Below are 11,880 nucleotides of genomic sequence, written 5' to 3' on the forward strand. Positions count from 1 at the left end.
GCGCGGCGCGGCCGCCGGCAAGTGCGTCAAGTGGGGCGGCAAGGCCGGATCCAGCACGTACAACAGCCCGTCCGAGCACTGCGGGAGCTGAACCCTCGTGAACCTGCGCATTCTCCTGGCCGGCGCCGCCGTTCTGCCCCTGTCGATGCTGGTGGGGCAGCCGGCCGGCGCGGCGGCCGCCGATCCGATGACCGACGCGTTCACCAAGGCGGCCTCGACGTATGAGGTGCCTCGTGACCTGCTGGTCTCGGTGGCCTACTCCGAGACCCACCTGGACGGGCACCAGGGCCAGCCGAGCGCCGACGGCGGCTATGGCGTGATGCACCTGGTCACCGCCAAGACCCTCGACAAGGCCGCCACGCTGACGAAGAAGTCCGCTTCGGCGCTGAAGTCGGACGACGCGACGAACATCGCGGGCGGCGCGGCCGTCCTGCGTGCCCTCGCCGACGAGCTCAAGCTGGACGCCACCGCCCGCAAGGACGCGGGCAAGTGGTACCAGGCGGTCGCCAAGTACGGCGGCGCCTCCTCCCCCGCGGTCGCCCGGTTGTACGCCGACACCGTGTACGAGCAGCTCGCCAAGGGCGTGAACGCCAAGACGCCCGCCGGAGAGACCGTCACCGCGCCCGCACGCGCCGTGACGCCCGACCGCGGCCCTTACGCCAAGGCGGACGACCTGGACAAGCCCAGCACGCTCGCGGCGAGCACCGACTACCCGGGCGCCGCGTGGGCTCCGGCGCACAGCACCAACTACGCCGTCTCCAACCGGCCCACCAGCGACGCGATCGACCGCATCGTCATCCACGTGGCGCAGGGCACCTACGCCGGGACGATCGACTGGTTCCAGACCGGCCCCCGGCCGAACCCCACCTCGGCCCACTACGTCGTCCGCTCCTCCGACGGCGCCATCACCCAGACGGTGAGGGAGAAGGACCGGGCCTTCCACGCCGGGAACTACAACCGGCGCTCGGTCGGCATCGAGCACGAGGGCTGGGTCGACAACGCGACGTGGTTCACCGACACCATGTACCGCGCGTCGGCGGCGCTGACCCGCAACATCGCCGACCGGTACGGCATCCCCAAGGACCGCACCCACATCGTGGGCCACAGCGAGGTCCCGGAGGCCGACCACACCGACCCGGGCCAGTACTGGGACTGGACCAAGTACATGCAGTACGTCACCGGTGGCGGCGGCGGGGGCACCAACCCGCACACGCCGGAGTCGGTGTGCGGCACCGGCTACAAGGTGATCGACTCGAGCGCGCTGGGCACGGCGGGCACGGTCTACCTGCTGTACAACGCGGACAACGGGAACAACTGCGTGGCCACGATCAAGAAGACCTCGCTGGGTACGGCCACCGCCACCACGGCCTTCCTGGAGGTCGAGGACAAGGCCCGGGTCACGGACACCGGCAACTTCGAGTACTACGCCGGACCCGTCCGGGCCGCCGCCGCCGACAAGTGCGTCAAGTGGGGCGGCAAGGCAGGGGCGAGCACGTACGAGAGCCCCTTCGAACACTGCGGAAGCTGACCCTCTGAGCTGTGGCCGGATCGCGCGGGCTCGCGATCCGGCCACAGCCGTGTCTTCCCGGAAAACCACACCCCCGATCGGCGCCTTCGAGGGGCCTTCCCGCCGTCGGAGGCCGGTGTCCCTCGTGCAGGCGCGCGCCGGCCGGCGCGGTGCGCCCGCACCCCTCCCCCGACCACCCAAGACGCCTCCTGCTCCTCCACCCTGGTCAGTGGGGGAGGGGCTCTCCCGCCGTCAGGGGCGGGGTCTCTTGAGGGAGGGCCGGAGCTGTGGTTGCGCGGCGTCGAGCGCGTCCTGACACTCCCACTCCCCGAAGGACCGCACCCCGGTCGGCGGGGGAGTGGCTCTCCCGCCGTCAAGGGGACGGTGGTGAGGGTGGTTGGGAGAGGGCGGCCTGGACGCCGGCCTGGAAGCGGGTGCGGGCGCCGAGCCGGGACATCAGCTCGGCGATCCGCCGCTCCGCCGTGCGGTGGCCGACCCCGAGCTGGCGGGCGATGGCCTCGTCCGTGAGCCCCGACAGCAGGAGCGCGATCAGCCGCGCGTCGTCCCGGGAGTCCCTGGGGGGCGGGTTGCGGACGGACGGCGCCAGCCCGAGCGGCAGCGCCCGCTGCCACAACCCCTCGAAGAGCCTGATCAGCGCCTCCAGCAGCCCCGACGGATGGATGACGAGCGCCGCCACCGCGTCCGCCGGCTCGTGCCTGAGCAGGAGCAGCGCCAGCCGGTCGTCCACCACGTACAGCTTCATCGGCAGCTCGGGCAGCACCCGCGCCTGCTGGCCCGCCCCCACCATCTCCTCGATCTGCCGTAACGCGCCCTCGGCCGCCACGAAGTCCCGCTCGTAGATCATGCGGCTGGTGATCCCGCGCTCCAGCAGCTCCCGCTGCGCGGCCACGCTGCCCAGGGGGTCGAAGTACGGCCGCCTGGACAGGCACCGGAGCTGCTGCCTGGCGGCGCGCTGGATCTGGGCGTGCCGCTGCTCGACCGCCCGCCGCCCGGAGACCACCTCGACGACCACCGGGGGCGTACGCTCGCGGGCGCGCTCCTGGAAGACCTCCTCGAGCTCGCGGGCGCGTTCGCGGACCCGCAGCAGGTCGCGTTCGGCGGCGAGCAGGAGGACGTCGAGCGCCATCTCCGGAGCGACGGCGGCGTAGGCGGGCGGAGGCCCCGGGGAGGTGTTGAGCAGGCCCTTTGCCTCCAGCGACGCGAGCAGCGGCTGCAGGTCGGCGCGCGGCCAGGCGGCGGCCAGCTCGGCGAGGGTGGCGGGGGAGCGGTCCAGCAGCACCTCGTACAGCGCCTCCTCATCGGGCCCGAGCCCGATCGCGCCCAGCGAGGTCACGGCCCACCCCCATCCGTGCCGAGCCCAAGGGGGGTCATAACGCGTCCCCGTCCAGCCAGCCGCGTACGACCGCCTGGTAGCCCGCCTGGAAGCGGGTTCGCGCGTCGAGCCGGACCATCATCGCGCGCACGTGGCGGCGTACCGTCCGGTCGCTCCACCCGAGGTGGGCGGCGATGGCCGCGTCCGTCAGCCCCGCGGTGAGCAGCGGCAACAGGTCCCGCTGCGCGTCGGCGGGGCCGGTCGCCTCGGCCAGCCGCCCGTGCCTGACCTGCAGCGGCACGGCCCGCTCCCAGTACATCTCGAACAACGCCGACAACGCGTCCAGCAGCGTCGAGTCGTGCACCACCAGCGCGGACTCCACCACGTGCTGGTCGTGGCGGAGCGGCATGATCGCCATGGGGAGGTCGTTCAGTGCGAGCTTGACGGGCACGTCGCCGACCCTGGCCTGCTCGCCGGCCGCGACGTAGCGGGTGATGAGCGAGAGGGTGCCCGGCACCTCCATGGCCCTCCGGTCGTACAGCGCACGGTACTCGACACCCCTCTCCAGCAGCTCGAACTCCACCTCGTTGCCACCCATGGGCGTCGCGTACGGCGGCGCGTCGAAGACGCTGATCTGCCGCCGCGCGCTCTCCTGGAGCCGCCGGAACCACCGGCCCACCGCGTCCTTGCCGATCACCACCTCGACCAGGTCGGCGGAGTCCCCGTCCGGCACCGAGCGGTGGAAGCGCGCGGCGAGCTGGGCGGCGCGGTGGCGGGCCGCGGCCAGCTCCCGGGTGCGCGCCCGGATGAGCGCGTCCAGCCCCATCTCGGGAGAGACCGCAACGTAGCGCGGCGGGTCCTCCGGGAGCCGGGTGATCAGCCCCAGCTGCTCCAGCCTGGCGGCCGTGGAGGCGGCGTGCCCCAGCTCGGCGAGCGCGGCGGGGGAGCGCTCCACCAGCGCCTCGTACAGTGCCTGCTCGGCGTACGAGAGCCCGATGATCTCCAGCACGATCACAGCATGTCCTATTTCCGCACATGGCGGGAAGAGGACTCACAATCGTCTTTCGCGGCTTTACTGCGATCTGTCATGGTTCCCGGGGACACGATGATCTCTGAGGAGACGCATGATCGGCCGGTCGCTTGTCGCGTTGGGGGTGCTGCTTTCCACCGGGATGGCCGCCCCGACCCCACCTCCCGCTCCCTCCGTGCCGCCGCCGGTCGTCGGCGCGGCGGGGGAGTCCGCGAAGAGGATCACATTGATCACCGGGGACGTGGTCACCTACAGTACCGCCCCGGACGGCAGCCCGCAGGCCCAGATCCAGCCGGCCCGGCGTCCGGACGGCGCCCCGGTGTTCTTCATGTCGGTACGCGAGCCCGCCGCGTACTACGTCTACCCCACGGACGTGATGGGCCTGGTGTCGGCGGGACGCCTGGACAGGGGCCTGTTCGACGTCGCCTACCTGGCGGCCAACGGCTACTCCGACGCGGAGAGCCCCACCCTGCCCCTGATCGTCCAGCACGGGGCGCAGCAGCGCACAGCCGGGGCCCGCACCCTGGCCAGCATCGACGCCGCCGCCGTGAAGGTGGACAAGAAGGCCGCCGGGCAGTTCTGGTCCGGGGTCAGCACGGCGAGGACCGCGTCCGAGAAGATCTGGCTCGACCGCAAGGTCCAGGTCTCGCTCGACAGGAGCGTCAAGCAGATCGGCGCGCCCGAGGCATGGGCGGCCGGGCTCAAGGGCGCGGGCGTCAAGGTGGCCGTGCTCGACACCGGCATCGACGCCAGCCACCCCGACCTCGCCGGCCGCATCGCCGCGGCCGAGAACTTCAGCTCCGAGAAGACCGCCCAGGACGGCCACGGCCACGGCACGCACGTCGCCTCCATCATCGCGGGCAACGGCGCCAAGTACCGGGGCGTCGCCCCGGAGGCGTCGCTGCTGGTCGGCAAGGTGCTCAACAACTACGGCAGCGGCCTCTCATCCGACATCATCGCGGGCATGCAGTGGGCGGTCGACCAGAAGGCCCGCGTGGTCAGCATGAGCCTCGGCGGCTGCTGCCCCGGCCCGGACAACCCCCTCGACCAGGCCCTGAACAAGCTGTCCGCCGATTCGGGGGCGCTGTTCGTGGTCGCCGCGGGCAACGACGGCGAGAGCCGCCAGGTCGGTGCCCCGGGCACCGCGGCCTCGGCGCTCACGGTCGCCGCCGTGGACCGCGACGACAAGCTGGCGTCCTTCTCCAGCCGGGGCCCCACCGCGATCGACTACAGCCTCAAGCCCGACATCAGCGCCCCCGGCGTGGACATCGTCGCCGCCCGCGCGGCCGGCACGTCCATGGGTGAGCCCGCCGAGGACGGCTACACCACCGCGTCCGGCACCTCGATGGCCACCCCGCACGTCGCGGGCGCCGCCGCGCTGCTCGCCCAGCAGCACCCCGACTGGACGAACACCCAGCTCAAGGCCGCGCTCACCAGCTCCGCCCACGGCGACGGCCAGGACGCCTACGAGCAGGGCGCCGGCCGCGTGGACGTCGCCCGCGCCGTCAAGCAGCAGGTGCGCGGCTCCGGCGGCATCGACTTCGGCTTCCTGCCCTCACCCCAGAACGGCCCGGTCACCAAGACCCTCACCTACACCAACGACGGCGACCAGCCGGTCACCCTCACGCTGAGCACGGGCGTCAAGGCGCACCGGGGCGGCGACGTGCCCGCGCGCACGCTCACCATCGACCGCGACACGGTCACCGTCCCCGCGCACGGCACCGCGCCGGTCTCGGTCACGTTCGACCCCGCGGGCCCCGACACCTGGTACGAGGGCTCCGTCCGCGCCACCGGCGAGAACGGCCAGGTCCAGGTGAACACGGCCGTGGGCACGTTCGTCGAGCCGAAGAAGGTCACCGTCCGGGCCCGGGTGGTGCTGCCCGACGGCGCGAGCGCCCCCATGGAGAACCCGTGGATGTTCATGCGCACCGACGACCGCGACGACCTCCAGTACGCCTACACCCCCGCCTCGGGCACCGAGACCGAGGCCCAGGTCTACCCCGGCACCTACACCGTGCTCACCGCGCTGGCCTGGCGCGGCGCGGACGGCGCATGGGTCCAGTCGCTCCCGTCCGACCCGCAGATCGAGATCACCAAGGACACCACGGTCACGCTCGACCTGCGCAAGGCGCGCAAGGTGTCCGTGCGGACGCCGCGCGAGTCGGAGACCCGCCTCTCGCAGTACGCCTACCGGCGCACCGCGGCCAACGGCGTCGGCTACGTCGACGTGCAGTCCCTGTACCCGCAGTACGGGCTGGACAACTACGTGATGCTGCCCACCCGCAAGGTCACCCAGGGCACGTTCACCCTCAACGGCCGCTACCAGCTCGGCGCCCCCGCGATCACCATGACGGTGCCCGGCGGCCCCCGCATCACCCCCCGCTACCAGGACATGGCGCCGCAGACGCCCAAGCTCGACGGCCGCAGCAGGCTCTCGCTGGCCTACGCCGGCAAGGGCGCCGACTTCGGCGGCCTGGACGTGCGCGGCAAGCTCGTCCTGCTCAACCTCGAGGACCTCTGCCCGGCCGTGGCCTGCACGGGTAACGCCCTGGACCGGGTCAAGGCCGCCCAGCAGGCGGGGGCCGTGGGAGTCCTCGGGTACGGGGCCGTCAACCGGGCCTTCCTCGACCCGGCGGGCAGCTGGCCCACGTACCCGATCCCGACCATGAGCCTGAGCGCCGAGCAGGGACGGGCCCTGGCAGCCCTGGCCGGGCGCCGGCCGGTGACCGTCACGGCGGAGGGCGTCGCGACCACGCCGTACCTGTACTCGCTGATGCTGCCCGAGCAGGGCCGCGTCCCCGCCGACCTGTCCTACTCGGTCCGGACGGGCGACCTGCAGCGCATCGAGGACCGCTTCCACGCCGACCGGCCCGGCTCGGTCGAGCTGAGCACGTCGGCGGGGATGGTGCGGCCGGCCAGGTTCGCGAACACGTGGTCCATGGAGCACACCGTGCGGGCGCAGACGACCTTCACGGAGTACGTGGGGCCCGTCTCGCCGGACGTCGTCTGGACCCGCACGAACACGATGAACTACGACGAGGGCGGTGACTTCTACAACAGGCGCGCGCTGTCGGCGACCGCGGTGGACATCTTCGCCACCGCGGGCACGCGGACCGAGCCGTGGGGGATCCAGCCCCGCGTGCCGGGCAACGTCGTCGTCTCCGACGCGGTGCTCCGCTCCGGGACCGCCCAGTGCTTCCCCTGCCGGACGAAGGACACCTTCCTGTCGGCGCTGCCGATCATGGGCCCGGTGCCGAACCACCAGGAGGCGTTCGCGTACAACGCCAACTTCCAGGGTGACAAGCATGGCGGAAAGGACGAGCTGCGCCTGTACCGCGACGGGCGGGAGGTCCCGCTCGTCGAGGCGACGGTCGTGATCGCCATCTTCGCGATCATCGTGCCGACCTTCACCCTCCCGGAGACGGAGGCCGCCTACCGGCTCACCGACAAGTTCCACACCCCGAACCCGTCCCAGCTGTACGCCAAGGACGTCGAGACCGCCTGGACGTTCAAGTCGAAGCGGCCCACCGGCGGGATGCAGACCACGGACGACGGGCTCTGCCTGGCCTGGTTCGCCACGGGCAAGCTGGCGCCGTGCGAGCCGGTCCGGCGGCTCAACCTCCGCTACGACGTGCCTCTCGACCTGGACAACCGCCTCAAGGCGGGCACGCCGCACCGGATCACCGTCACCGGCTACCACGGGTCCTACGGCACCCCGGACGCGAAGGTCAAGGACGTGAAGCTCTCGGTCACGTTCGACGACGGCGCCCACTGGACGCCGGTCCGCGTCTCGGCCTCCGGCCAGGCCACCGTCACACCTCCCGCGCTGGCGGCCACCACGGGCGCCGTGGGCCTGCGGGCCCAGGCGACGGACGCGGAGGGCAACACCGTCGAGCAGACCGTCCAGCGGGCGTACGGCCTGAAGTGACCTCGCACGGCCGCGCCAAGCAACCCGCGTTGACTAAGTCGAAATTAGTCAACTAGGGTTGCTTGCGCGGCCGGGCTCTCCGGGCGCCACGCCGAGGCGTGCTCCCATGAGAGGCGAGATCCATGACGACGAGCGAAGTCGTGCTGGACGTCGAGGGCCTGCGGATGCGTTACGGCCCCGCCGACGTCCTGCACGACGTGACCTTCCGGGCACGCCGGGGCGAGGTGGTGTGCCTGCTCGGCCCGAACGGCGCGGGCAAGACCACCACGATCGAGATCCTCGAAGGCTTCCGCATGCGGTCGGCCGGCCGGGTCGAGGTGCTGGGCACCGATCCGGCCCGCGGCGGCGAGGACTGGCGGGCGCGGGTCGGGGTCGTCCTGCAGTCCTGGCGCGACCACGGCAAATGGCGGGTACGCGAGCTGCTCGAGCACCTCGGCCGCTACTACGCCGCGTACGCCACCGAGACCGTCGCCCGGCCGTGGCCGGCCGACCGGCTCATCGCGGCGGTCGGCTTGACCGAGCAGGCGGAGCACAAGATCAGGACGCTCTCGGGCGGCCAGCGGCGCAGGTTCGACGTGGCCGTCGGCCTCGTCGGCCGCCCCGAGCTGGTCTTCCTCGACGAGCCCACCGCCGGGCTCGACCCGGTGGCCCGGCGCGCCTTCCACGAGCTGGTCCTGGAGCTCGCCGCCGAAGGTGACACCACGATCCTGCTCACCACCCACGACCTGGCCGAGGCCGAGAAGCTCGCCGACCGCATCATGGTGCTCGACGGGGGCCGCATCGTCGCGGACGGCACGGTCGCGCAGCTCGCCCAGCAGATCGCCGGCCAGGACGAGGTGCGCTGGACCCGCGACGGACAGCGCTTCGCCCGGTCGGCCACGGAGGCGACCCGGCTGGTGTTCGACCTTTTCAAGCAGTACGGCGAGGAGATCGAGGACCTCGAGGTGCGCCGCGCCTCGCTGGAGGACACCTATCTCTCCCTCGTCCGGCAGGCGGAGGAGGCGGCCCGATGAGCCCGACCGCGACGGCCTGGCGGGCCGGCTGGTCCCGCGGCCTGATCGAGCTGCGGCAGTCGTTCACGAACGCCGCCGACCTGTTCGGCCACTTCCTCTGGCCCGTGCTGATGCTGGTCACCACGTACTTCCTGCGGAACGTCTCCTTCGGGCAGAGCGGGCTCTCCCTCGGAGCCCTGGCCCTGCCGAGCATCCTCGGCATGAACGCCGGGATGTCCATGGTGAGCATGAGCCAGCACCTCACCGCCGACCGCGAGGACGGCACCCTGCTGCGCGCCAAGGCCACGCCGCACGGGATGACCGGCTACCTGCTCGGGAAGATCATCCTCGTCGCCGGCGGCCTGGTCGCCGACCTCGCGATCTTCCTGGTTCCCGGCATGTTCCTGGTGCCCGGCCTGGCGTTCGGCGACGCGGGCGCCTGGCTGACGGTGCTCTGGGTGCTCGTGCTGGGGCTGGTGGCGACGCTGCCGCTGGGGGCGGTGCTGGGCTCGGTGTTCGTCAGCGCCCGCAGCCAGGGGCTGATCCAGCTCCCCGTGCTGGGCCTGATCGCGATCTCCGGCATCTTCTACCCGATCACGGCGCTGCCGGAGTGGGTGCAGTGGATCGCGCAGGCGTTCCCGGTCTACTGGCTCGGGCTCGGCATGCGCTCGGCCCTGCTCCCGGACGCCGCGGCGGCCGTCGAGATCGGCGGGTCCTGGCGGCCCGTGGAGACGGCCGGGGTGCTGCTGGCCTGGGCCGTGCTCGGCCTGGTCACGGCCCCGTTCGTGCTGCGCAGGATGGCCCGCGGGGAGTCGGGCTCCAGCGTCGCGGCCCGCCGCGAGCAGGCCCTGCAGCGGATCTGACGCGCCCTGCGACGCCGCGAGAAGGCCCGGCGGCGGGGACGCGGGTGGCGGAAAGCGGGTGGCGGAAACCCGGCGCTCGGCAGGGTCGAGCACTAAGCTCGGTGCCTGTGCCGCGAAGGGTGATGATCTGGCCGGCGTTGGTCCTCCTGCTCGCCGGATGCGGCGGCGTCCGGCCTGCGCCCAGCCCCGCCGGTCAGTCGCCGTCGGCGTCCACCCCGGCTCCGACGCCGACCGCCACCCCGACCCCCGCGCCGACCCCCGCGCGGCGTTCGGCCAAGGCCGGCGGGCGTCCCGACGACGTCAACGGCGACGGCCGTGCGGACCTGCTCGTCTACGCCGAGCTGCTCCGACCGGGCCTGCGCTTCCTCGCGGTCGTCTACGGCTCGCCCCGGGGGCTGCGCACCGGCAGGCCGGCGGTCGTGTCGTCGCGGACGTTCTTCGCCTGGCAGATCGACCCGGGCATCCGAGCCGACCTCGACGGGGACGGCTTCGGCGACATCCTGGGCTACGGGCGGCCAGGTGATCGCGACGAGACGATGGGCCCGCACATCTTCTGGGGCGGCCCGGGCGGCATCGACACCGGAACGCTCCCGACCCCGGTGCCGCCGCCCGTCAAGACCACCATGGCGACGTTCCGGTCCGTCGCCGGCGACTTCGACGGGGACGGCGCCGCCGACGTGGCGATGTCCGCCGACGACAACCGAGGCGGCTCCAATCTGGTCGTGATGTACGGCCCGTTCAGCCGCGCGGGCGTGCCGAGCCGCCAGACCGTCCAGCCCTCGCCCACGGGGAGCGACTTCTGGCGGATGACCGTCGACGAGATCGACGGGCGGCACGCGACCGGGCTGGTCGTGTTCGAGGGCGACGACGGCGAGCAGACCTCCGGGTGGCTGCTGAACGGCGGTCCGGACGGCCTGGCGAAGACGGGGCGCAGGCTGGGCAAGGGCATGGCGGCCACGTTCGGCGACTTCGACGGCGACGGCGCCAGGGACCTGGCGGTCGGCGACGACGGCAGCCGCAACGACGAGCCCGGCACCGAGACCGAGGCGCCCGACGTCGACAGGACGCTGACCTTCTACTACGGCGACGGCCGCACCCGGACGTTCAAGGGCGACAGGGGCTCGGCGGTCGCCGGCGACTTCGACGGCGACGGCCGTGACGACCTCGCCTTCGGCGGGGCGCGCGACGGACGTGAGCCGGTCCGGATGTTCTGGGGCGGCCCCGGCGGCCTGCGCGCCGGTGGCGGCATCAGCGGCCTGGTCCGCGGCGCGCCGCTGGCGGCGGGCGACTACGACGGCGACGGGGACGACGAGCTCGTCCTCGCCGCCGGCGACGACCTCCTCGACGTCATGGTGACGGACGGCAGGAGCGTGCTGACCCGCTTCGACCTGCCACCCCGCTGAACCCCCCGGCATCGGGGTGACGCTTCAGGACCCGCCGTCGACTGCGCGGGCTCAGGAGGCCGTGACCGGCGCGTACGCGCCGCTCCTCCACCGCGCCAGCGTGTGATCGAGGTGGAAGTCGAAGAGGCCGACCAGGTCCACGGTGGGATCGAGCAGCCACTGGATCTCCAGGCCGTCCATGGTGGCGCAGAGCGCGCGTACCTCGGCCTCGGCCTGCGCGTCGGTCAACGGCGGGATCTCTCCCGTCTCCGCCGTCGCGAGCAGGCGTTTGACCAGCATGTTCACGATGCCCGTGTAGCGGTCCTGGATGAAGGCGCGCGCCGGGTGCTTCTCGTTGGACGCCTCGCCCGTGAGGTGGATGAACAGCTCGAGCAGGCCCCGGTGGTGGGTGTGGTACGTCATGAGGTCGCGCAGGTCGTCGAAGGCCGACAGCCCGTCGCGCCGTTCGTGCCGGAGCGCGGCGGTCTCCCGCGCCCACCATTCGAGCACCGCCGCGAGCAGCTCCTCCTTGTCCTGGAAATGGCGGAGCAGGGCCGCCGGAGAGACGCCCACGTCCGCGGCGATCTGCCGCATGGACGCCCCGTTGTAGCCGCGCTCGCCGAAGGCCTTGGCGGCGGCGCTGACGATCTGCTCGCGGCGCTTGATGCCGCTCCGGTACGGGCCGCGCGGGGTCCCGCCGACGTTCGCCACCCTCTGAGCCTCCCACGGAAAATCTTCGGATCAACCTCTTGCGTCAAAAGCTATCAGGCGTTTACGTTTTGAATCCCAAAGGTTAACACTCGATCACATTTCCCCGATGGGCTCCGTTACGCCCTGGAGCAGGC

General features: G+C 72.4%; 8 protein-coding genes. 5 read left to right on the top strand and 3 right to left on the bottom strand.

Annotated features, from left to right (window positions below):
• Positions 1-97: 97 nt before the first annotated feature.
• A complete protein-coding gene (locus tag AB0J87_RS50685; protein WP_363979845.1) occupies positions 98-1,528 on the top strand; it encodes an N-acetylmuramoyl-L-alanine amidase in 1,431 nt (476 codons plus the stop codon).
• A 352-nt stretch (positions 1,529-1,880) separates the two neighbouring features.
• Here the strand turns inward: AB0J87_RS50685 and AB0J87_RS50690 are convergent, their stop codons facing one another.
• A complete protein-coding gene (locus tag AB0J87_RS50690) occupies positions 1,881-2,861 on the bottom strand; it encodes a helix-turn-helix domain-containing protein (RefSeq protein WP_363979848.1) in 981 nt (326 codons plus the stop codon).
• A gap of 34 nt (positions 2,862-2,895) precedes the next feature.
• Positions 2,896-3,849 carry a LuxR C-terminal-related transcriptional regulator gene (locus tag AB0J87_RS50695; RefSeq protein WP_363979851.1) on the bottom strand — a complete coding sequence of 318 codons (954 nt, stop codon included), beginning with the start codon at positions 3,847-3,849 and terminating at the stop codon, positions 2,896-2,898.
• Between the two features lie 115 nt (positions 3,850-3,964).
• Between AB0J87_RS50695 and AB0J87_RS50700 the strand changes: the two genes are divergently transcribed.
• From AB0J87_RS50700 to AB0J87_RS50715, 4 genes are all read left to right on the top strand, one after another.
• Positions 3,965-7,798, top strand: a complete 3,834-nt coding sequence (locus tag AB0J87_RS50700; protein WP_363979853.1) for a S8 family serine peptidase — start codon at positions 3,965-3,967, stop codon at positions 7,796-7,798.
• 122 nt (positions 7,799-7,920) lie between these two features.
• The gene (locus AB0J87_RS50705) at positions 7,921-8,811 is read left to right on the top strand and encodes an ABC transporter ATP-binding protein (protein ID WP_363979856.1); all 891 of its coding nucleotides are present in this window, start codon (positions 7,921-7,923) and stop codon (positions 8,809-8,811) included.
• Complete coding sequence (locus AB0J87_RS50710; protein ID WP_363979859.1) at positions 8,808-9,653, top strand: ABC transporter permease; 846 nt, start codon at positions 8,808-8,810, stop codon at positions 9,651-9,653. Before AB0J87_RS50705 ends, AB0J87_RS50710 begins: the two co-directional genes overlap by 4 nt.
• 107 nt (positions 9,654-9,760) lie before the next feature.
• On the top strand, positions 9,761-11,056 hold the full coding sequence (locus AB0J87_RS50715) for an FG-GAP-like repeat-containing protein (RefSeq protein WP_363979862.1): 1,296 nt from the start codon (positions 9,761-9,763) through the stop codon (positions 11,054-11,056).
• A gap of 51 nt (positions 11,057-11,107) precedes the next feature.
• Here AB0J87_RS50715 and AB0J87_RS50720 read toward each other — a convergent pair whose 3' ends face one another.
• A complete protein-coding gene (locus AB0J87_RS50720) occupies positions 11,108-11,746 on the bottom strand; it encodes a TetR/AcrR family transcriptional regulator (RefSeq protein WP_355210647.1) in 639 nt (212 codons plus the stop codon).
• Between the last annotated feature and the right edge of the window lie 134 nt (positions 11,747-11,880).

This window comes from Nonomuraea sp. NPDC049625, assembly GCF_040675285.1.
In the GTDB taxonomy this organism is placed as follows: domain Bacteria; phylum Actinomycetota; class Actinomycetes; order Streptosporangiales; family Streptosporangiaceae; genus Nonomuraea; species Nonomuraea angiospora_A.